At 66.2% G+C, this 19491-nt stretch carries 22 protein-coding genes; 14 read left to right on the plus strand and 8 right to left on the minus strand.

What is annotated here, in order from left to right; genetic code table 11:
- Positions 1 to 62 precede the first annotated feature (62 nt).
- Positions 63 to 1502 (minus strand): dihydropyrimidinase, encoded by a 1440-nt coding sequence (gene hydA / locus LU671_RS26985; RefSeq protein ID WP_232857486.1) that lies wholly within the window; start codon positions 1500 to 1502, stop codon positions 63 to 65.
- A gap of 616 nt (positions 1503 to 2118) precedes the next feature.
- Here hydA and LU671_RS26990 point away from each other — a divergent pair.
- From LU671_RS26990 to LU671_RS27010, 5 genes are all read left to right on the plus strand, one after another.
- Positions 2119 to 3609, plus strand: coding sequence for an NCS1 family nucleobase:cation symporter-1 (locus LU671_RS26990; protein ID WP_232857488.1), 1491 nt, complete (start codon positions 2119 to 2121; stop codon positions 3607 to 3609).
- A 186-nt stretch (positions 3610 to 3795) separates the two neighbouring features.
- A complete protein-coding gene (locus LU671_RS26995) occupies positions 3796 to 5082 on the plus strand; it encodes a Zn-dependent hydrolase (protein ID WP_232857489.1) in 1287 nt (428 codons plus the stop codon).
- 263 nt (positions 5083 to 5345) lie between these two features.
- The gene (locus LU671_RS27000) at positions 5346 to 5840 is read left to right on the plus strand and encodes a cysteine hydrolase family protein (protein ID WP_232857490.1); all 495 of its coding nucleotides are present in this window, start codon (positions 5346 to 5348) and stop codon (positions 5838 to 5840) included.
- Complete coding sequence (locus LU671_RS27005) at positions 5837 to 6526, plus strand: response regulator transcription factor (RefSeq protein WP_203652142.1); 690 nt, start codon at positions 5837 to 5839, stop codon at positions 6524 to 6526. Before LU671_RS27000 ends, LU671_RS27005 begins: the two co-directional genes overlap by 4 nt.
- 5 nt (positions 6527 to 6531) lie before the next feature.
- Positions 6532 to 7704, plus strand: a complete 1173-nt coding sequence (locus tag LU671_RS27010; RefSeq protein WP_232857491.1) for an ATP-binding protein — start codon at positions 6532 to 6534, stop codon at positions 7702 to 7704.
- Between the two features lie 171 nt (positions 7705 to 7875).
- Here the strand turns inward: LU671_RS27010 and LU671_RS27015 are convergent, their stop codons facing one another.
- The 4 genes from LU671_RS27015 to LU671_RS27030 all read right to left on the minus strand — a co-directional run bounded on the left by LU671_RS27015 (position 7876) and on the right by LU671_RS27030 (position 9543).
- Positions 7876 to 8013 carry a PA0050 family protein gene (locus tag LU671_RS27015; RefSeq protein WP_232857492.1) on the minus strand — a complete coding sequence of 46 codons (138 nt, stop codon included), beginning with the start codon at positions 8011 to 8013 and terminating at the stop codon, positions 7876 to 7878.
- A gap of 46 nt (positions 8014 to 8059) precedes the next feature.
- Positions 8060 to 8203 carry a PA0050 family protein gene (locus tag LU671_RS27020; RefSeq protein ID WP_110738062.1) on the minus strand — a complete coding sequence of 48 codons (144 nt, stop codon included), beginning with the start codon at positions 8201 to 8203 and terminating at the stop codon, positions 8060 to 8062.
- 124 nt (positions 8204 to 8327) lie between these two features.
- Positions 8328 to 8969 (minus strand): DUF1109 domain-containing protein, encoded by a 642-nt coding sequence (locus LU671_RS27025; RefSeq protein WP_203652140.1) that lies wholly within the window; start codon positions 8967 to 8969, stop codon positions 8328 to 8330.
- Positions 8956 to 9543 (minus strand): sigma-70 family RNA polymerase sigma factor, encoded by a 588-nt coding sequence (locus LU671_RS27030; protein ID WP_232857493.1) that lies wholly within the window; start codon positions 9541 to 9543, stop codon positions 8956 to 8958. Before LU671_RS27030 ends, LU671_RS27025 begins: the two co-directional genes overlap by 14 nt.
- 214 nt (positions 9544 to 9757) lie before the next feature.
- On the opposite strand from LU671_RS27030, the gene LU671_RS27035 reads away from it, so the two are divergent.
- From LU671_RS27035 to LU671_RS27050, 4 genes are read left to right on the plus strand one after another with little or no spacing between them, the layout of a single operon-like run.
- A complete protein-coding gene (locus LU671_RS27035) occupies positions 9758 to 10033 on the plus strand; it encodes a BufA1 family periplasmic bufferin-type metallophore (RefSeq protein WP_203652138.1) in 276 nt (91 codons plus the stop codon).
- Between the two features lie 16 nt (positions 10034 to 10049).
- The gene (gene bufB / locus LU671_RS27040; RefSeq protein WP_232857494.1) at positions 10050 to 10883 is read left to right on the plus strand and encodes an MNIO family bufferin maturase; all 834 of its coding nucleotides are present in this window, start codon (positions 10050 to 10052) and stop codon (positions 10881 to 10883) included.
- Positions 10880 to 11635, plus strand: a complete 756-nt coding sequence (locus LU671_RS27045; protein WP_232857495.1) for an HvfC/BufC N-terminal domain-containing protein — start codon at positions 10880 to 10882, stop codon at positions 11633 to 11635. The genes bufB and LU671_RS27045 overlap by 4 nt, the downstream gene beginning before the upstream one ends.
- Positions 11636 to 11645: 10 nt before the next feature.
- The gene (locus tag LU671_RS27050) at positions 11646 to 12113 is read left to right on the plus strand and encodes a DoxX family protein (protein ID WP_203652135.1); all 468 of its coding nucleotides are present in this window, start codon (positions 11646 to 11648) and stop codon (positions 12111 to 12113) included.
- 234 nt (positions 12114 to 12347) lie between these two features.
- Here the strand turns inward: LU671_RS27050 and LU671_RS27055 are convergent, their stop codons facing one another.
- The 3 genes from LU671_RS27055 to LU671_RS27065 form a co-directional block, all read right to left on the minus strand.
- On the minus strand, positions 12348 to 14540 hold the full coding sequence (locus LU671_RS27055) for an OsmC domain/YcaO domain-containing protein (RefSeq protein WP_232857496.1): 2193 nt from the start codon (positions 14538 to 14540) through the stop codon (positions 12348 to 12350).
- A 694-nt stretch (positions 14541 to 15234) separates the two neighbouring features.
- Complete coding sequence (locus LU671_RS27060; RefSeq protein ID WP_203652133.1) at positions 15235 to 15579, minus strand: hypothetical protein; 345 nt, start codon at positions 15577 to 15579, stop codon at positions 15235 to 15237.
- Positions 15580 to 15647: 68 nt separating this feature from the next.
- Positions 15648 to 15842: a DUF1289 domain-containing protein gene (locus LU671_RS27065; protein ID WP_232857498.1), complete on the minus strand. Its 195-nt coding sequence runs from the start codon at positions 15840 to 15842 to the stop codon at positions 15648 to 15650.
- 145 nt (positions 15843 to 15987) lie between these two features.
- Between LU671_RS27065 and LU671_RS27070 the strand changes: the two genes are divergently transcribed.
- From LU671_RS27070 to LU671_RS27090, 5 genes are all read left to right on the plus strand, one after another.
- Entirely contained in the window at positions 15988 to 16440 is a 453-nt protein-coding gene (locus LU671_RS27070) for a thiol-disulfide oxidoreductase DCC family protein (protein WP_232857500.1), read from the plus strand.
- Complete coding sequence (locus LU671_RS27075) at positions 16437 to 16844, plus strand: DoxX-like family protein (protein ID WP_203652130.1); 408 nt, start codon at positions 16437 to 16439, stop codon at positions 16842 to 16844. Before LU671_RS27070 ends, LU671_RS27075 begins: the two co-directional genes overlap by 4 nt.
- Before the next feature lie 134 nt (positions 16845 to 16978).
- Positions 16979 to 17734 (plus strand): ABC transporter permease, encoded by a 756-nt coding sequence (locus tag LU671_RS27080; protein ID WP_232857503.1) that lies wholly within the window; start codon positions 16979 to 16981, stop codon positions 17732 to 17734.
- Between the two features lie 2 nt (positions 17735 to 17736).
- Positions 17737 to 18492: an ABC transporter permease gene (locus LU671_RS27085; RefSeq protein WP_203652128.1), complete on the plus strand. Its 756-nt coding sequence runs from the start codon at positions 17737 to 17739 to the stop codon at positions 18490 to 18492.
- An 11-nt stretch (positions 18493 to 18503) separates the two neighbouring features.
- A complete protein-coding gene (locus LU671_RS27090; RefSeq protein WP_232857504.1) occupies positions 18504 to 19289 on the plus strand; it encodes an ABC transporter ATP-binding protein in 786 nt (261 codons plus the stop codon).
- The last annotated feature ends 202 nt before the right edge of the window (positions 19290 to 19491 follow it).

Consider the following 19491-nt stretch of genomic DNA (forward strand, 5'->3'; position numbering starts at 1 on the left):
CAAGGCCGCTCCTACAGGGGATCGCGTTCTGCTGTAGGAGCGGCCTTGTGCCGCGAAAGGCCTCAGCGCTGAACCGGTGTCGGCCGCTGGTGCTCAGCCCGGCGCTCCAGCACCTCGTACACCGACGGATACGCCGGCCGCTCCACGTAGCGCCCCGCGCCCGGCTCGGCACGCAGGTCGCCATCGGCCCAGAGCACCCTGCCCTGGCTGATGGTGTGGCTGGGGATGCCGCGCACGGTGCGGCCTTCGAAGATGTTGAAGTCGACCCGCTGGTGATGGGTCTGGGCGCTGATCGTGCGCGTGCCCTGCGGATCCCACAGCACCAGGTCGGCGTCGGCACCGACGCGGATGGCGCCCTTGCGCGGGTACAGGTTGAAGATCTTCGCGGTATTGGTGGAGGTCAGCGCGACGAACTCGTGGATCGACAGGCGCCCGCTGTTCACCCCGGCATCCCACAGCACCGCCATGCGGTCCTCGATGCCGGCGGTGCCGTTGGGAATGCGGCTGAAGTCGTCGCGGCCCATGGCCTTCTGCTCTGCGCAGAAGCAGCAGTGGTCGGTGGCCGTGGTGTGCAGGTTGCCCGACTGCAGGCCCCCCCACAGTGCGTCCTGGTGCTCGCGCGGGCGGAACGGCGGGCTCATCACGTAGCCGGCGGCGGTGGCCCAGTCCGGGTCGCGGTAGACGCTGTCGTCCAGCAGCAGGTGGCCCGGCAGCACCTCGCCGTACACCGGCTGGCCCTTGGCCCGGGCATAGGTGATCTCGTCCAGCGCCTCGCGGCTGGAGACATGCACCAGGTACAGCGGCGTGCCGAGGGTCTCGGCGATGCGAATGGCGCGGCTGGCGGCCTCGCCCTCCACCTGCGACGGGCGCGACAGCGGATGCGCCTCGGGCCCGGTCAGGCCCTGGGCCAGCAGTTTCTTCTGCAGGTGATAGACCAGCTCGCCGTTCTCGGCGTGCACCGTCGGCACCGCGCCCAGTTGCAGGCAGCGTTCGAAGCTGGCCACCAGGGTGTCGTCGGCGGCCATGATCGCGTTCTTGTAGGCCATGAAGTGCTTGAAGCTGTTCACCCCATGCTTGGCCACCAGCTCGCCCATCTCCTCGGCCACCTGCTCGCTCCACCAGGTGATGGCGACGTGGAAGCCGTAGTCGCTGGCGCTCTTCTGCGCCCAGCCGCGCCAGGTGTGAAACGCCTCGAGCAGCGATTGCTGCGGGTTGGGGATGACGAAGTCGATGATCGAGGTGGTGCCCCCGGCCAAGCCTGCGGCGGTGCCGCTGAAGAAGTCCTCGCTGGCCACCGTGCCCATGAACGGCAGTTGCATGTGGGTATGCGGATCGATGCCACCGGGCATCAGGTACTGGCCAGAACCGTCGAGGACTTCGCAATCGGTGGGGGTTTCGAGGTGGCTGCCGATGGCGCGGATCAGGCCATCGACACACAGGACATCTGCACGGTAGCTCTCTTCATGGGTAACCACGGTGGCGCCACGGATCAACAGGGACATGCCGTTTTCCTCGCAGGCTGACCGGTCTTCTGGCCGGTTCTTGGAATTGTTTCGGGCCGGGCGCTGGAGGCGATTCGTTCAATCCTGTCAGGCCTGACAAGAATCGAGGCTAGTATCTGATCGGATATTGATCAAGAAAAAATATATGCAAATATCTTATTTTGTATCTTATTGATTATTAACAATAATTTATCAAAATCACCAAAATGTGACACCCCTTCACCATTTTGACGCACTTGACAGGAAGCCAAATTGGTCAAGATTTCCTATGCAAAATCAGCTGTTTGTTTCCTGGCTGGATGGCGCAGGCCGCGCCGGTGGTTTCCCAGGTTGCACCCGTTTGAACCACGCGGGTGATGGACCGGCCAGACAGACGGCGTACCAGGGTGCCCACCCCGCCCTCGTCGTCGCGCTGAAGAATGCCTTTGCAAGACAGTGAGTTACCTCCGGTTGGCGGCGGCCGTCGGGAAGGCGCGGGCTTTCCCGGCACGTTTGTTGAAAACGCAGGCCACAACCGCCTGGCCGGGCCGCAGGTGCAGTACTGGTGGTGTGTGTACTCCGGCCATCGCGTCAGCCCGATGAGCGACAACTACAAGAAAAAGACCTGGAGAACCCCATGCAACAGAGCAGATCGCAAGTGGTCGAGCAGCATGGCCTGTTCGAGCTCGACGCCGGCAGCGACGTCCTCGACAGCCCCCGCTACAACCACGACATCGCCCCGACCAAGGTGCACCAGCGCACCTGGAACAAGTGGCACATCACCGCGCTGTGGGTGGGCATGTCCATCTGCGTGCCCACCTACACCCTCGGCGGCGTGCTCACCGCCTACTTCGGCCTGAGCGTGGGCGAGGCGCTGCTGGCGATCCTGCTGGCCAACCTCATCGTGCTGATTCCGCTGACCCTCAACGCCTTCCCCGGCACCAAGTACGGCATCCCGTTCCCGGTGCTGCTGCGCGCCTCGTTCGGCGTCTTCGGCTCCAACGTACCGTGCCTGATCCGCGCCGTGGTGGCCTGCGGCTGGTTCGGTATCCAGACGATGTTCGGCGGGCTGGCCATCCACCTCTTCCTCGGTTCGCTGTTCCCCGAGTGGAAGGCCCTGGGCGGCACCGGTGAGGTGATCGGCTTCATGCTGTTCTGGTCACTGAACCTGTGGGTGGTGCTGCGCGGCGCCGAATCGATCAAGTGGCTGGAGACGCTGTCGGCGCCGCTGCTGGTGGCGGTGGGTGTCGGCCTGCTGTTCTGGGCGCTGCCGCACATGTCGATGAGCGAGCTGCTGGCGCAGCCACCCAAGCGCCCCGAGGGCGCCAGCGTGGTCGGCTACTTCTGCGCCGGGCTTACCGCCATGGTCGGCTTCTGGGCCACGCTGTCGCTGAACATCCCCGATTTCAGCCGTTACGCGAAAAGCCAGAAGGACCAGATCCTCGGGCAGATCTTCGGCCTGCCGCTGACCATGTTCCTGTTCGCTTCGCTGGGCGTGATCATGACCGCCGCGTCCGCCTCGCTGGTGGGCAAGACAGTGTCCGACCCGGTGAGCCTGATCGGCCATATCCAGAGCCCCGGCTGGGTGGCCCTGGCCATGGCGCTGATCATCATCGCCACGCTGTCGACCAACACTGCGGCTAACATCGTCTCGCCCACCAACGACTTCCAGAACATCGCCCCGCGCCTGATCGGGCGCAGCCGCGCGGTCTGGCTGACCGGTTTCATCGGCCTGGCGCTGATGGGCCACGAGTTGCTCAAGAAGCTCGGCTGGATCGTCTCCGACCTGAGCCTTGAGAGCGTGTACTCCAACTGGCTGCTGGGCTACTCCAGCCTGCTCGGGCCGATCGCCGGGATCATGGTGGTGGACTACTTCCTGGTGCGCCGCCAGCACCTGGACCTGGCCGGGCTGTACCGCGACGACGTGTACCCGGCCTGGAACTGGGCCGGGTTCGTCGCCTTCGGCGTGCCGGTGGCGCTGACCGTGATGGCCATCGGCAACAGCAGTTTCAGCTGGTTCTACGACTATGGCTGGTTCACCGGCTCGCTGCTCGGCGGCGGGCTCTACTACGCACTCGGCGGCCTCGCGGTGCGCGGGCCGGCGCGGCTGGCCAAGCCGTTGCCGTGATGTTCCCTGTGGGAGCGGCTTCAGCCGCGAAGCAAGCGACGCGGTGGATGGCACCGGCTTGGCCGGTGTTCGCGGCTAAAGCCGCTCCCACAGGCCCCTGCAAAATCGATAAGTGATGTGCAGCGCCATGAGAGCCGACTTGCCGGCGAACAGGGCCGAAGAATAAAACAACCTGAGGAGGCACCCATGACCACTCCCGCCAAGGAAGTCCTGCAGTCCACCGAACAGCATGTCAGCAGCGCCCGCCTGTGGCAGTCACTGATGGACCTCGCCCGCCTCGGCGCCACGGCCAAGGGCGGCGTCTGCCGCCTGGCGCTGACCGACCTCGACCGCCAGGCCCGCGACCTGTTCGTGCAGTGGTGCGAGGCGGCCGGCTGCACGGTGAGCATCGACGCGGTCGGCAACATATTCGCCCGCCGCCCAGGCCGCAATCCCAAGCTGCCACCGGTGATGACCGGCAGCCATATCGACACCCAGCCCACCGGTGGCAAGTTCGACGGTTGCTTCGGCGTGATGGCCGGGCTGGAGGTGATCCGCACCCTCAATGACCTGGGCGTGGAGACCGAGGCACCGCTGGAGGTGGTGGTGTGGACCAACGAGGAAGGCTCGCGCTTCGCCCCGTGCATGATGGGCTCGGGGGTGTTCGCCAGCAAGTTCACCCTCGAACAGACCCTGGCCAAGCGCGACGCCCAGGGCGTGAGCGTCGGCGAGGCACTGAACGCCATCGGCTACGCCGGCAGCCGCGTCGTGACCGGCCACCCGGTGGGCGCCTACTTCGAGGCGCACATCGAACAGGGCCCGATCCTCGAGGACCAGCGCAAGACCATCGGCGTGGTGCTCGGCGCCCTCGGCCAGAAGTGGTTCGACCTGACCCTGCGCGGTGTCGAGGCCCACGCCGGCCCAACCCCCATGCACCTGCGCAAGGACGCTCTGGTCGGCGCCGCCGCCGTGGTCGAGGCGGTCAACCGCACCGCCCTCGCCCACCAACCCCATGCCTGCGGTACGGTCGGCTGCCTGCAGGCCTACCCTGGCTCGCGCAATGTGATCCCCGGCGAAGTGCGCATGACCCTGGACTTCCGTCACCTCGAAGGCGAGCAACTGGACGCGATGATCGCCGAGGTGCGCCAGGTGATCGAGGCCACCACCGCGAAACACGGGCTGAGCTACGAGCTGGTGCCCACCGCCGACTTCCCCGCCTTGTACTTCGACAAGGGCTGTGTCGAGGCGGTGCGCAACTCTGCGCGCAACCTGGGCCTGGCGCACATGGACATCGTCAGCGGCGCCGGGCACGACGCGATCTTCCTCGCCGAGCTGGGCCCGGCCGGGATGATCTTCGTGCCCTGCGAGGGCGGCATCAGCCACAACGAAATCGAGAACGCCGCCCCCGAGGACCTCGCGGCCGGTTGCGCGGTGCTGCTGCGGGCGATGCTGGCGGCATCGGAGGCGATTGCCAGCGGGCGGTTGGCGGCCTAGCAGCTTGTATGAGCCCTTGCGGTGAGAGGGCTGCGTGGGAACGGGCTTGTCGGAACGCCGCACCGCCCGGAATGCAGGCGACGCGATGCATGGCACGGGCGGTGCCGGTGTTCCGGGCGGTGCGGCGTTCCGACAGGCCCGCTCCCACGTTACACATTCACCGTCCGTGAGCCTTGGCTTAGCCCGGTGTCGGCCCCTTGGCGCAAAATTCCCGCGCGCGGCGGTATACTCGCCCACCTTCGAACCGCGCCCGGGAATCCGCCATGCAGCAAGTCCTGCTCATCGTCGATGTGCAATCCACCTTCAGCCCCTCCGAGAAACTGGTGGATGGCATCCGCGTGTTGTCGGCGCACATCCCCACCATCGCCTCGATCGAGCTGCACGACGAGCAGGTGACCCCGTTCCAGCGCCAGCTCGGCTGGCACCCGGCTGCTGAAGATGTGGCCCTGGTCGAGGCGGACAAGGTGTTCGTCAAGCATGGCTACGGCCAGGCCACCGAGACCCTCGACTACATCAAGCGCCTCGGCGTCGAGCGGGTGCTGGTCTGCGGGTTGCAAACCGAAACCTGCGTGCTGGCCGCCGGCTTCGCCCTGTTCGATGCGGGCCTGACGCCAACGCTGGTTACCGACCTGACCATGGGCTCTTCGCTGGACCGCTCCGGGCAGCTGGGCATCGACCTGTGGAAACACCACTTCGGCCACGTCACTACCGCCGCCGAGGTGCTGTCCGGGCTGCGCGACCCACGAGGCAACCCATGAGCGCCAAGCGCGTATTGATCGTCGAGGACGACGCCGATAGTGCAAGCATTCTGGAAGCCTACCTGAAGCGCGATGGCTTCGAGGTGGACATCGCCGAGGACGGCGCCCGCGGGCTGGCCCTGTTCCGCCAGCGCACGCCAGCGATCGTGCTGCTGGACATGATGCTGCCAAAAATGTCAGGGCCGGAGCTGCTGACCGAGATCCGCCGCGGCGCCGACACCCCGGTGATCATGGTCACCGCCATCGGCGACGAGCCGGACAAGATCGGCGCCCTGCGCTACGGCGCCGACGACTACGTGGTCAAGCCCTGCAACCCCAAGGAAGTGGTGGCCCGGGTACACGCGGTGCTGCGCCGCTACGGCGCATCGGCCGACAGTCGCCAGCGCCTGGAATGCCTGGGCGTCTGGGTCGATGCCGAGCGTTTCGTGGCCGGGGTGCGGGCCAGCGATGGCGAGGAGCAGGTGCTCGACCTGACCCGCTCGGAACTGCTCCTGCTCGCCGCGCTGCTGCGCACTCCGAGCAAGGCCTTCAGCCGCGAGGAACTGCTCGAATTGTGCATGCCCGAGAGCGATGCGCTGGTACGTATCATCGACACCCACGTGCTCAACCTGCGGCGCAAGCTCGCAGCCCTGGGCGTCAGCGGCGCGCTGGTGACCGTGCGCTCCGTTGGCTATCGGTTCCGCTGACCGCCATGAGCAAACGTCCGCTGTGGCTGTGGGTCGGCCTGAGAATGACCCTGCTCGCCGTTGGCGCGGTGATCACCATCACCGTGTGCATGTACCTGTACTTCTGGATCAGCGACTACCTGGTGCTGCAGTCGATGCGGCCCGAGGACCGCGCCGCGCTGCTGGCCGGCCTGGCCGATGTGCCGCGCAACGAGTCCCGGCTGTGGCAGTTGCTGCAGACCTACTACGACATCCACGACTTTCTCCCCGGCCCCGGCAACAGCATCGACTGGCTGGTGCTGTACGGCTTTGTCATCGTAGTCATCCCGTTCACCCTGATGGTCGGCCTGTACCTGTCCAGGCCGCTGTCCCGGCAGTTCCGCCAGATCGCCGTAGGGGCACGGCGGGTGGCCGAGGGCGACCTCAGCGTGCGGGTCAGCCAGCACCCGCGCCAGCCCAAGGAAATGCAGCGCCTGTGCACCGACTTCAACAAGCTGGTCGAGCGCCTGGCGCTGTACGAAAGCGAAGTGGCCGAGTCGAGCTCCAACCTGGCCCATGAACTGCGCACCCCGCTCAATGCCGCGCTGGGCCGGGTACAGGGGATGCTCGACGAGGTGTTCCCGCTGTGCCCCGAGCAACTGCGCCTGGTGCAGAACCAGCTGTACAACCTCAATACCCTGGTGGGCGACCTGCACCTGCTGTCCCTGGCCCATGCCGGGCAGTTGCCCCTGCACATCAGCCTGTTCTCCCCGGCCAGGCTGGTCGAGGAGCGCCTGGCCTGGTTCGCGCCGCAGTTCGAGGCCGCCGGAATGCAATTGCACTCGGCGCTGGCCGATGACGTGGTGATCGAGGCCGACCCGGCGCGGGTTGGCCAGCTGATCAACATCCTGATCGAGAATGCCCTGAAATATGCCTCCGACGGCCGCGAGCTCAGCGTCGCCGTGTGCCAGGCCAAAGGCTGCGTGCAGTTGGAGTTTCTTGATCGTGGGCAAGCGGTCGAGCAGAAGGACCTGGGCAACATGTTCGTGCGCTTCTGGCGCGCCGAACAGTCACGGGCACGGGTCAGCGGTGGTGGTGGCCTGGGCCTGTCGATCGCCCAGGCGATCTGCGAGGCCCATGGCGGCCGCATTTCGGCGCAGCGCCGGGCCGAGGGCGGGCTGGCGCTGCAGGTGACATTGCCCCTGGTCACCACAGCCTGAAGGCTTCACACGTTGCCCTGTAGGAGCGGCCTTGTGCCGCGAAAGGGGCGCGTAGCGGCCCCAGGATCTCTACATCATGCAAAATCGCCGGGGCTGCTACGCGCAGCCCTTTCGCGGCACAAGGCCGCTCCTACAGGGAAACACAAGCGCGGCTCCTGCCCTGATCGAGCTTCAGGGACACTGGCAGGTGGTTGGGCCGAACACCGGCCCGGCACATGGATCCTTACCTGGACCAAACACCGGGCACGACGCCTGGGCCGTGGCGACGAGCCCCCACGACAGCAGCACAGCCAACATGGCTTTCTTCACGGATAACCTCCTGGTCAATGATTGTCTTCCTTGCGCCCTCAGGCGATCAGGGCTCGCACACGCAGGTCGTGGGGCCCAGCACCGGACCTGCGCACGGATCCTCCCCTGGCCCCAGTACCGCGCAGTCGGCCTGTGCCGTCAGCGAGAACATCCACAGCAGCATCGCGGCTGCCAGCCATTTTCCATTCATGATGACCTCCCTGGTCGAAACATCGATTGCGCCCATACGCTCGAACGTCGGGCATGCAACAGAAAAGACCATCCCCGCAAATGCGCCAATAGACCAATGTCTAGTGCGGCAAAACCGCACCCGATCACCAACGCAGCAGCCGAGGCCCTGCCAACGCCCCGACGACGGTCGGCAGCAACATCCCCAGCAGGTACCACAGCCCCCAGAACGGCACCGTCATTTCCGGGCAGTGCAGGCAGTACACGAGGGTCGCGGTGGATCCGGCGAGCAACCCGCCGGCGGCGCCTGCCTGGCGCAGCCGGGTCGGCGCCAGGCCGCGCAGGGCCCAGAACACGGCGGCGAATACGGGTGCCGAGAGCAGGGCTATGTTCAACGCGCAGGTGCGCCAGGTGCGGCCGAAGATCAGGTCGGCGCGGGCCTCCACCGGCGCGCCGGCCAGGCTGACGGCTGCCCCCAGCCACACCAGCAGCAGCGGCAGGCCGAGCAATCCCCACAGCGCGCCGCCGCGCACACCTGGCCTGGCCAGGCGCTGGGTCAGCCACAGGGCCAGCAGGCCCAGGCTGGTGGGCAAGGCCAGCTTGGCCCAGAACAACGGCGTGCGCGCCACCTCGGCGAGATCGCTGCGCACGCCGTAGATGGCCACGGTCATCAACAATGCGCCCAGCATGCCGGCCAGCAGCGCCAGCAGCAGGCGGCGCGCCAGCACGTGACGATCCACCGGCTCTGCGGCGGTCGCCAAAAGGCTGATCAACTCATCGGTTTTCATGGTCGTCTTTACCTCGAATCAACCTTCCCAGGGCCTTGAGCCCCCGGTGTATGCCCACCTTCACCGCCGAACTGGACAGCCCGGTGATACGCGCGGTTTCCTCCACCGACAGCCCTTCCAGCTTGACGTGGACGATGGGCAGGCGCTGGCGGTCGGGCAACTGCCCGAGCAGCTTGTTCAGGTCCCGGCTGGCCTGGGCCGGCTCTTCTTCGCCACAGGCGAACAACTCGCTGTCATCCTCCAGCGGCTCGTGGCGCGCCTCGCGCCGGGCCTGGCCGCGCCAGTGGTCGGCCAGCTTGTAGCGGGCGATCGCCTGCACCCAGGCGGTCAACGGTTGCTGCGCCTGGTAGGTGTGGCGGGCATTGTGCACCGCCAGCAGCACCTCCTGCAGCAAGTCTTCGACCTCGGCCGGTCGTTGCGCCAGGCGCCGACGCAAAAAACCACGCAAGTGCACCGCCAGCGCCGCGAGGAATTCGCGATAGGCCCCGGCGTCACCGGCCAGACCAAGCAACAGCAGGGCCTGCAGCTGTGATTCGCGTGCACTGAGCACATCCTGTGGGTTAGTTCGTTGCATCGGCCGCCGGGGTTACACCGTCTGTGGGTTTCTTTTTTATCCAACCATCGCCGCAACGCCCTGCGCAAGCACCGACGCCGCTTCCTTACCTTAGGTGGCCGGCGCAGGTGGCGAAAAATATTTTGCAAGCGCTGTAACCGCCTCGCCTATCGCCGCGAACTACTCCATGAGCCGCCGGTACATCGCCACGGCCCCATCTTCTGGAGACGACACCATGAAAACCCTCGCCCTCGCCACCGCCGCCCTCGCCCTTGCCTCGCTGGCAGGCGCAGCCCTGGCCGACGACACCACCAAGGCGGCCACCATGGAGAAATGCTACGGCGTGGCCATGGCCGGCAAGAACGACTGCAAGGCCGGCGCCGGCACCACCTGCGCCGGCAGCGCGAAAAAAGACTACGACGGCATGCAGTGGAAAAACGTGCCGACGGGTACCTGCACCTCGATCAAGACCCCCAACGGCATGGGTTCGCTGACCCCGATCAAATCCTGAGCACAGGCCATCGACCATGAACGGAAATACGCCGATGGGCGCAGGGCTCGGCCTCAAGGCCGAGCACTATGACCAGGCCTGGGCCTGCCACGCCGAAGGGTTGTGGTTCGAAGTCCATCCGGAAAACTACATGGTCGGCGGCCCTCGCCTGGCCTGGCTGGCGCGGATGGCCGAGCGCCATCCGCTGTCGCTGCACGGCGTGGCACTGTCACTGGCGGCGGATGCCGAACCTGACGCCACGCACCTGCGGCGCCTGCGTACCCTGATCGACCAGGTACACCCGGCCCTGGTGTCGGAACACCTGGCCTGGTCGACCTGGCGCGGCCAGTATCATCCGGACCTGCTGCCCTTCCCCCGCAGCGACGAGGCCCTGGCCCGCATTGCCGACAACATCCAGCGCACCCAGGACGCTTTGGGGTGCCGCATCTCCATCGAGAACCCCAGCCACTACCTGCACCTGCAGGGCCATGACCTGGATGAGATCGACTTCCTCGCCGAGCTGGTGCGACGCACCGGCTGCGGCCTGTTGCTGGACGTCAACAATGTGTACGTCAGTGCCTACAATCTCGGCTTCGATGCCGCCAACTACCTCGCCCGCTTCCCTGCCCAGGCCATCACCGAGATCCACCTGGCCGGACACCGTCACGACGACCAGGGCGCACTGCTGGTCGATTCCCACGATGCCGCCATCGCCGCGCCGGTGTGGTCGCTGTACCAGCAGTTGATCGCCCGCATCGGTCCGCGTCCGACCCTGATTGAACGCGACGGCAACATCCCCGCGTTTGACGAACTGCTCGCCGAACGCGCCCTCGCCCAGGCCACCCTCGACCTGGCAGGAGCCTTGCCATGAACCTGCGCCTCGGACAGTTCCAGAATGCCTTCATCGACGCCGTCTATCAGCGCCCCGCGCCTGAGCTGGCGGCACTGACAGCACAGCCCGCGTTCACGGTGTACCGCAACACGGTGCTGGCCGGTTGCGTCGAGGCCCTGCGCGCCAACTTTCCCAGCGTCGAAACCCTGGTCGGGCGCCAATGGATGCACGACGCCACCGCGGAATATGCCCGGCAATCGCCGCCCTGTGATGTGCGACTGATCCGCTATGGCGCGGCGTTTCCGGCATTTCTCGAGGCGTTGCAGCCCGTCCATGGGCTTTGCTACCTGGCGGACGTCGCACGGCTGGACTTCGCCTGGTGCGAAGCGTTCGGCGCCGACGACGAGCCCTGGCTGACATTGGCCGACCTGGCCGGCATGACCGCCTCGGACCTCGAACGCAGCCACTTGAGCCCGCGCTCCGGCGTACGCTGGCACTGGTTCGACCAGCATCCTGCCTACAGCCTCTGGCACCACAGCCGCGACGGCAGGGCCTGGCCCGAGGATCGGCCCTGGGTGGCCGAGGGCGCCCTGCTCAGCGGCGCCCGTGAAGGCGTCGTCCACCAGCCGTTGAGCCTGGGGGGATGCACCTTCCTCGATGCCTGTGCCGCCGGCTACACATTGGACAAGGCCTCACAGCTTGCCCTGCACGCCCAACCCGACCTGGACTTCAGTGACCTGCTTGGCGGGCTGCTGAATGCCCGGGCCTTGCGCCCGCTCGCCTTCACCTGAGGAAAACGCCATGGACATCAGCCACGCCAGCCCATCGCCCCACGGCCTGCGCCTTTACTGGAACCGCGCCGCCGCACAGCTGCAACGCTTGCTCGGCGACAGTGTCCTGTGCCTGGTCGCCCGCCTGGGCATCGCCTCGATCTTCTTTCTGTCCGGTCGGACCAAGGTCGAAGGCCTGCTGAGCATCACCCCCGGCACCTACGAGCTGTTCCAGAGCGAGTACGCCTTGCCACTGGTGTCACCCTGGCTGGCGGCGCACTTGGCGACTTACGCCGAGCACCTGTTCCCGCTGTTGCTGGTGCTCGGCCTGTTCACCCGACTGTCGGCCCTGGCCCTGCTGGGCATGACCCTGGTGATCGAGATCTTCGTCTACCCGGATGCCTGGCCCACCCACCTTTCCTGGGCCGGCCTGCTCCTGCTGCTGATCGCCCGGGGCGGCGGGGCACTGTCCCTGGACCGGGTGCTGCGGTTGCGCTAAAGAAAAAGGGTTGCCAGGCTAATGCCTGTGGGATTGCGCTTCATCGCACTTATTGGGGCTGCTTTGCAGCCCTTCGCGGGTAAACCCGCTCCCACAGGATCGCGCAAACGCTGAAGCGAGCGCTGTACTTGTGGGAGCGGGTTTACCCGCGAAGGGTCGCGCAGCGACCCAACGGTCTTAACTGACTGGCATTAGTCGCCAGGCGACCCTTTTCACTCATTCGAGCGGCTCGGCTCAGAGCCCTGCCGCCCGCGCCCGCGCCGCGTGCAGTTTCTTGTAGCTCTCCACCAGGCGCAGGTGGCGGTCCAGCCCTTCGAGTTGCAGGTTGGTCGGCGTCAGCCCATGGAAGCGCACGCTGCCATCCACCGAGCCCAGCACCGCGTCCATCCGCTCATTGCCGAACATGCGCCGGAAGTTGTGCTCGTAGTCGGCCATCTCCAGCTCATCGTCCAGCACCACCTCCAGCACCACGTTCAGCGCCTGGTAGAACAGCCCGCGCTCGACGGTGTTGTCGTTGAACTGCAGGAACATCTCGACCAGCTCCTTGGCGTCCTCGAAACGCTGCAGCACCAGATGGATCAGCAGCTTCAGTTCGAGGATGGTCAGCTGGCCCCATACCGTGTTGTCATCGAACTCGACGCCGATCAGCGTGGTGATGGTGGTGTAGTCATCCACCTCGGCGTTGTCCAGGCGCTTGAGCAGCAGCTTCAGCGAACGGTTGTCCAGCTTGTGCAGGTTGAGGATGTCGGCCCGGAAACCCAGGGCGCGGTTGGTGTTGTCCCAGATCAGGTCCTCGACCGGGTAGATCTCCGAATAGCCCGGCACCAGAATGCGGCAGGCGGTGGCGCCGAGGTCGTCGTACACGGCCATGTACACTTCCTTGCCCAGGTCCTCGAGGATGCCGAACAGGGTCTGCGCCTCCTGCTGGTTGGAGTCCTCGCCGTGGCCCGAGAAGTCCCACTCGACGAACTCGAAGTCGGCCTTGGCGCCGAAGAAGCGCCACGACACCACGCCGCTGGAATCGATGAAGTGCTCGACGAAGTTGTTCGGCTCGGTCAGCGCCAGGCTGTCGAAGGTCGGTTGCGGCAGGTCGTTCAGGCCCTCGAAGCTGCGGCCCTGGAGCAGCTCGGTGAGGCTGCGTTCCAGCGCCACCTCGAAGCTCGGGTGAGCGCCGAACGAGGCGAACACGCCACCGGTGCGCGGGTTCATCAGGGTCACGCACATCACGGGGAACTCACCGCCCAGCGACGCGTCCTTGACCAGCACCGGGAAGCCCTGCTCTTCCAGCCCCTGGATGCCGGCGAGGATGCCCGGGTACTTGGCCAGCACCGCCTGCGGCACGTCCGGCAGGCACAGCTCGCCTTCGAGGATCTCGCGCTTGACCGCCCGCTCGAAGATCTCCGACAGGCACTGCACCTGCGCCTCGGCCAGGGTGTTGCCGGCGCTCATACCGTTGCTCAGGTACAGGTTCTCGATCAGGTTGGACGGGAAGTACACCGTCTCGCCGTCCGACTGGCGCACGAACGGCAGCGAGCAGATGCCACGCTCCTTGTTGCCCGAGTTGGTGTCGTACAGGTGCGAACCGCGCAGCTCGCCGTCCGGGTTGAAGATCTCCAGGCAGTGCTCGTCGAGGATCTCGGCCGGCAGCGCGTCCTTGGGCCCTGGTTTGAACCACTGCTCGTTCGGGTAGTGCACGAACGCCGCGTTGGCGATGTCCTCGCCCCAGAACTGGTCGTTGTAGAAGAAGTTGCAGTTCAGCCGCTCGATGAACTCGCCCAGCGCCGAGGCCAGCGCCGCTTCCTTGGTCGCGCCCTTGCCGTTGGTAAAGCACATCGGCGACTGCGCGTCGCGCACGTGCAGCGACCAGACGTTGGGCACGATGTTGCGCCACGAGGCGATCTCGATCTTCATCCCCAGGCCTGCGAGGATCGCCGACATGTTGGCGATGGTCTGCTCCAGCGGCAGGTCCTTGCCCGGGATGTAGGTGGTGCTGTCGGACACCGGCATCAACAGTGCCTGGGCATCGGCGTCGAGGTTGTCGACCTCCTCGATGATGAACTCGGGGCCGGTCTGCACCACCTTCTTCACGGTGCAGCGGTCGATGGAGCGCAGGATGCCCTGGCGGTCCTTTTCGGAAATGTCCTCGGGCAGCTCGACCTGGATCTTGAAGATCTGGTTGTAGCGGTTCTCGGGGTCGACGATGTTGTTCTGCGACAGGCGGATGTTCTCGGTCGGAATATCGCGGGTCTGGCAGTACAGCTTGACGAAGTACGCCGCGCACAGGGCCGACGACGCCAGGAAGTAGTCGAACGGCCCCGGGGCCGAGCCGTCGCCCTTGTAGCGGATCGGCTGGTCGGCGATCACCGTGAAGTCGTCGAACTTGGCTTCGAGACGAAGGTTGTCGAGAAAATTGACCTTGATTTCCATGCGCAGGGGTACCAAAAGCGGGCGGGAACGGATAAATGGCGGGCATTATCCGGGATTTTTGCCGGGAAGTGTTGGCTGGCGACGAGTTGGAGGTCGGCCGCTCACCTGCATGCGGTGCCCGGGCTTTTCAAGGTGTTCGACGTTAGCGTTGCAGCGCCTATGAGATCGAGCGCCGCCCACGCGGCGCATCGCGACGCAAGGCCGCTCCCACATTTGTTGCAACGTGCCGAACCTGTCAGGCCATGGTTGCCCGCCTTGGCGCATGTCTTGAGACAGGTGGAGCGACAGTGGTGCCCACGCTGAAACCGCGTTGTACCAACAAGGCGGACCAGGTAACGGCACAGGAGAAATTGGCCCGAAACAGATGTGGGAGCAACTGTCTTGCTCAATTTTTAGAATCTGGCGCGATCCCTGTGGGAGTGGGTTTACCCGCGAAGCAGGCGACGCGGTACCTGGCACCGGCTATGCCGGTGTTCGCGGGCAAGCCCGCTCCCACAGCGACCGTGCAGCCCTAAAGCCACGCGCCACGCCTGTGGGAGCGGCCTTGTGCCGCGATGCGCCGCGCGGGCGGCGCTCGATCTGATAGGCGCTGTAACGGTTGCGGTGGACACCTGGAGGCCCTCACCCGGTCAATAACCCTTACACCCCAAAGGCCATAAAAGGGACAACCCCAGGCCCGAATCCGCCGCGATGCCTACTCCGCCCTGAAACTCCAGACGATCTCGACCACCCGCGACGCCAGGATCAGGTAGACCAGGCACAGGGTCACCTGCAGTACCGTGTGATAGGGCAACTTCGCCAGGCGGTGCAAGGTATCGCTGACATTCAGCAGAAACAGCAGCGCCGACACCAGGATCAACCCCCAGCCGGTGAAACTGAACACCCACAGCCCCAGCAGGACCTGCTGGTTGCCGTGGATCGCCTCGGTGCCTGCGGCGAACAGCAGCGCGCACACCAGCAGGTTCTTGAAATTGTCGAAGACCTTGGTACTGAGGTCGGCGTCGAGCAGTGCGAGGTACTTTTTCCAGAGTCTGCGCATGGGGCTCTCCCACGGATACGGTCGTCAGCGCAAGTCTAGGCCAGCCCTCTGAAGGTGTTCGGCGTCTCTCAGATCGAACGCCTGGCGCTTTTCTTGACGATGGCCTTCATCCGCGTCGCGGCCCGCTGCACGGTCGCCATCTTCTCCGGGCGTTTCATGCCCCGCCATTTGCGGATCTCGTCCCGGGTACGGCCGCAGCTCACGCACAACTCGCTGTTGAGCTGGCACAGCGAGACGCAGGGGTTGTCGATGTCTTTGGCCATGGGGCGCTCCAATGTCGGGCGCGCATGATAACGGTTCGGCTATCGCCCTTGAACCGACCAATCCCCGAGGGAGCGGCGCCGGTGGCTCGCCATTTCCCGCTCAAGCCCTCTAAAATGCCACTTCCAGCCTGAACGGAGGCAAGCCATGCCCGCCTCACTGATACGCCCTTCCGCTGCCCCACTGCTTGCGCCAGGGGAAACCGTGTTGCTGTTCGACGGTGTGTGCAGGCTGTGCAACGGCTGGGCGAGGTTCGTTATCCGCCATGATCGCCACCGGCGTATCCGCCTGGCCACGGTCCAGTCAGCGCAAGGCCAGGCCTTGCTGGCCTGGGCAGGCCTGCCAGTGACAGCGTTCGATACCATGGCGGTGATCCGTGATCGACACTACTGGGTACGCTCCGAGGCCTTCTTCGAGGTAGTGCGCCAGCTGCCCGGCGCCTGGTCGCTGCTGCGCGTACTGCGCCTGTGTCCCCGCAGATTGCGGGACTGGCTGTACGACCGCGTGGCGCTCAACCGCTATCGGCTGTTCGGCCGATACGACCAGTGCCTGCTGCCCAGCCCGGACCACCAGCGTCGTTTCCTCGAGGAGCAGCCATGAACCGTCTAAACCAGGTCCATTGGCTGGCCCGGGCCAGCCTGGCCTTCGTGTTCGCCTACCATGGGCTGGTGCCCAAGCTGATCATTCTCAGCCCCGGTGAACAGGTGCTGCTGCAAGCTCACGGGCTGGCACACGCCACCTGGTTGTCACAGGCCGCCGGCGTGGCCGAACTGGCGCTCGCCGCCCTGCTGCTGGTGCAACGGCTGGCCTGGCCGTTACTGGTCGGCGCAGCGGTACTGCTGGGCCTGCTGGTGGATGTGGCGGTGATGCAACCCTCGATGCTGGTGGATGCCTTCAACCCGGTTTCGCTGAATGTGGCGGGGATGGCGCTGTGTGCCGTGGCCTGGCTTTCCCGCCAGGACGCTGCAAGACAGTCCCCCACGAATGTTCCGGGCCATTGCTGACCGATTGCTGCCACAGCAACACCCCACTGCTGCGCCACCAGCAGCCCCGCTCGCAGCCCCTGTAAAACCGTAGCCTGGTCCCTGGCACGGCGATTGCGATACCTCGGTATCACCCGCCGTGCACAAGGTTCGCCATGTCCCCATTCAAAGCCCTCACCTGGCTGGTCTCGCCCCTGGCCCTGCTCGCCCTGTGGGCCGTGATCGCCGACGCCGGACTGTTCCCGGCCAACCTGCTGGTGCCGCCCCTGGAGGTCTGGCGCAGCTTCGCCGACCTGCTGGCCACCGGCGAATTGCAGGAACACCTGGCCGGCAGCCTGTCGCGCCTGTCGCTGGGCTTCGCCGCCGGCGCGCTGGCCGGCCTTGCGTTCGGCACGGCCATGGCCCTGTCAGACACGGTCGAGGCCTATTGCGCGCCGCTGTTCCATACCCTGCGGCAGATCCCCAGCATCGCCCTGATCCCGATGCTGGTGCTGCTATTGGGTATCGACGAGACCTTCAAGGTGGTGATCGTCGCCAAGACCGCGTTCTTCCCGGTGGCCCTGGCCACGGTCGAGGGCATCCGCGCCATCCCCCGCAGCCACTTCGAAGTGGCCGCCGTGTACCGCCTGCGCTGGCCGACCCTGGTCGCACGCATCGCCCTGCCCGCCGCGGTGCCGGCCATCGTCACCGGCGTGCGCGTGGCCCTGACCCGCGCCTGGGTAGTGCTGGTGGCCTGCGAGTTGCTGGCGGCCGACAGCGGCCTGGGGCAGATGATCGAGATGGGCCGGCAGATGCTGCGCATCGATGTGGTGATGGTGGGCGTGGCGATCACCGGGGTGATCGGCTTCGCCCTGGACTTCTCGCTGCGCCGTGTCGAACGGCGCCTGTCCGGCTGGCAAGCCGGGAGGTAATGATGAATCTGCGCAACCTGCGTGGCCTGCTGCTGCCACTGCTGCTGATCGGCGCCTGGGAACTGGCCTCGCGCCAGGACGCCGCCGGCGCCTACGCCTTCGTGCCATTGGCGACCATCGGCCAGGCCCTGGTGGAACTGCTGGGCAACGGCGAGCTGCTGGTCAACCTGCTGGCCAGCCTGGCCCGCACCAGCGCCGGCCTCGCCCTGGGCATCGTCGGTGGCGTCGCTCTGGGCGCGCTCATGGCCCTGTCGCCCCTGGCCAACCGCCTGGTGGCACCGTTGTTCCACGCCCTGCGCCAGGTGCCGATGCTCGGCTGGATCCCGCTGATCGCCCTGTGGCTGGGCAACGGCGAAGCGTCGAAGCTGCTGATCGTCAGCCTGGCGGCACTGTACCCGATGGTGCTCAACACCTTCGAGGGCCTGCGCCAGGTCGATGTGCGCCATCGCGAAGTCGGCCAGGTGCTGGCGCTCGGGCACTGGCAGCAATTGCGCCTGGTGCTGCTGCCCGCCGCCCTGCCGAGCATCGTCACCGGTGTGCTGCAGGCCCTGGCCTTCGCCTGGGTCACGGCGGTCGGCAGCGAGCTGTTCCTCGCCTCCGGCGCCGGCCTGGGCAACCTGATGATGAACGCCGAGGCCGGCGCACGCATGGAGATCATCGTGATCTGCGTGCTGTGCATCGGCCTGTGCGGCTACCTGATGACCTGGCTGTCCACCCTGCTCGCCCGCCGCTTGCTGCGCTGGCGCCCCACCCGTTGAAAGGCCCGACCATGACCGCCATCGCCCAATCCCTTCCCGCCCACGTGCAGACCGGCGCGCTGAGCATCCGCAACCTGAGCAAGACCTACCCGCTCAAGGGCCGGCCCGTGCCGGTGCTGCAAGGCATCGACCTGGACATCCGCCCTGGCGAGTTCGTCAGCATCCTTGGCGCCAGCGGCTGCGGCAAGTCCACCCTGCTGCGCCTGATCGTCGGCCTGGACCCGGACTACCAGGGGCAGATCCTGCTCGACGGCCAGCCGCTGAACGGCCCGGGCCTGGAGCGCGGCATCGTGTTCCAGGACCACCGCCTGTTCCCCTGGATGACGTTGCAGCAGAACATCGCCCTGGCCTTGAAGAACCATGACCTGGGCACGGCGCAGAAGCAGCGCCTGGTCGATGAGCACATCGCCCTGGTCGGCCTGCGAGGCTACGAGCAGGCCTATCCGCACCAGCTCTCCGGCGGCATGGCCCAGCGCGGCGCGATCGCCCGGGCGCTGGTGAACAAGCCCAAGGTGCTGCTGCTCGACGAGCCCTTCGGCGCCCTCGATGCCCTGACCCGCGTGCGCCTGCAGCAGGAGCTGCAGCGCATCTGGGTGCAGGAGCGCTGCACGGTGATCATGGTCACCCACGATATCGAGGAGGCCTTGTACCTGGGCGACCGGGTGATCGTGATGGAGGCCAATCCGGGGCGCATCGGCGAGCAGGTGCAACTGGAGCTGGCACATCCGCGACAACGCGATACGGCGCTGTTGTTCCAGCACAAGCAGCGCCTGCTGGAGCAACTGGTCGGGCATTGACCTGTCCGGGGTGGGCATGGCCGGCTCGGTCATCAGCAGCTAACCGAGCATGTGGGCCAGCACCGTGGCCATCGCGCCACCGATGGCGCCGACATTAGACCGGGGGGGCTCCAGGTGTTCGCCGAAAGCCTTGCAGCGCCTATCAGATCGAGCGCCGCCCGCGCGGCGCATCGCGACGCAAGGCCGCTCCTACATTTGTTGC

Origin of the sequence: Pseudomonas sp. NMI760_13, from assembly GCF_021283245.1 — a bacterium.
GTDB lineage: Bacteria > Pseudomonadota > Gammaproteobacteria > Pseudomonadales > Pseudomonadaceae > Aquipseudomonas > Aquipseudomonas peradeniyensis.

Coding starts and splice junctions, on each gene's coding strand:
- hydA (WP_232857486.1), bottom strand. CDS start 1,502: ATGTCCCTGTTGATCCGTGGCGCCACCGTGGTTACCCATGAAGAGAGC.
- LU671_RS26990 (WP_232857488.1), top strand. CDS start 2,119: ATGCAACAGAGCAGATCGCAAGTGGTCGAGCAGCATGGCCTGTTCGAG.
- LU671_RS26995 (WP_232857489.1), top strand. CDS start 3,796: ATGACCACTCCCGCCAAGGAAGTCCTGCAGTCCACCGAACAGCATGTC.
- LU671_RS27000 (WP_232857490.1), top strand. CDS start 5,346: ATGCAGCAAGTCCTGCTCATCGTCGATGTGCAATCCACCTTCAGCCCC.
- LU671_RS27005 (WP_203652142.1), top strand. CDS start 5,837: ATGAGCGCCAAGCGCGTATTGATCGTCGAGGACGACGCCGATAGTGCA.
- LU671_RS27010 (WP_232857491.1), top strand. CDS start 6,532: ATGAGCAAACGTCCGCTGTGGCTGTGGGTCGGCCTGAGAATGACCCTG.
- LU671_RS27020 (WP_110738062.1), bottom strand. CDS start 8,203: ATGAATGGAAAATGGCTGGCAGCCGCGATGCTGCTGTGGATGTTCTCG.
- LU671_RS27025 (WP_203652140.1), bottom strand. CDS start 8,969: ATGAAAACCGATGAGTTGATCAGCCTTTTGGCGACCGCCGCAGAGCCG.
- LU671_RS27030 (WP_232857493.1), bottom strand. CDS start 9,543: ATGCAACGAACTAACCCACAGGATGTGCTCAGTGCACGCGAATCACAG.
- LU671_RS27035 (WP_203652138.1), top strand. CDS start 9,758: ATGAAAACCCTCGCCCTCGCCACCGCCGCCCTCGCCCTTGCCTCGCTG.
- bufB (WP_232857494.1), top strand. CDS start 10,050: ATGAACGGAAATACGCCGATGGGCGCAGGGCTCGGCCTCAAGGCCGAG.
- LU671_RS27045 (WP_232857495.1), top strand. CDS start 10,880: ATGAACCTGCGCCTCGGACAGTTCCAGAATGCCTTCATCGACGCCGTC.
- LU671_RS27050 (WP_203652135.1), top strand. CDS start 11,646: ATGGACATCAGCCACGCCAGCCCATCGCCCCACGGCCTGCGCCTTTAC.
- LU671_RS27055 (WP_232857496.1), bottom strand. CDS start 14,540: ATGGAAATCAAGGTCAATTTTCTCGACAACCTTCGTCTCGAAGCCAAG.
- LU671_RS27060 (WP_203652133.1), bottom strand. CDS start 15,579: ATGCGCAGACTCTGGAAAAAGTACCTCGCACTGCTCGACGCCGACCTC.
- LU671_RS27065 (WP_232857498.1), bottom strand. CDS start 15,842: ATGGCCAAAGACATCGACAACCCCTGCGTCTCGCTGTGCCAGCTCAAC.
- LU671_RS27070 (WP_232857500.1), top strand. CDS start 15,988: ATGCCCGCCTCACTGATACGCCCTTCCGCTGCCCCACTGCTTGCGCCA.
- LU671_RS27075 (WP_203652130.1), top strand. CDS start 16,437: ATGAACCGTCTAAACCAGGTCCATTGGCTGGCCCGGGCCAGCCTGGCC.
- LU671_RS27080 (WP_232857503.1), top strand. CDS start 16,979: ATGTCCCCATTCAAAGCCCTCACCTGGCTGGTCTCGCCCCTGGCCCTG.
- LU671_RS27085 (WP_203652128.1), top strand. CDS start 17,737: ATGAATCTGCGCAACCTGCGTGGCCTGCTGCTGCCACTGCTGCTGATC.
- LU671_RS27090 (WP_232857504.1), top strand. CDS start 18,504: ATGACCGCCATCGCCCAATCCCTTCCCGCCCACGTGCAGACCGGCGCG.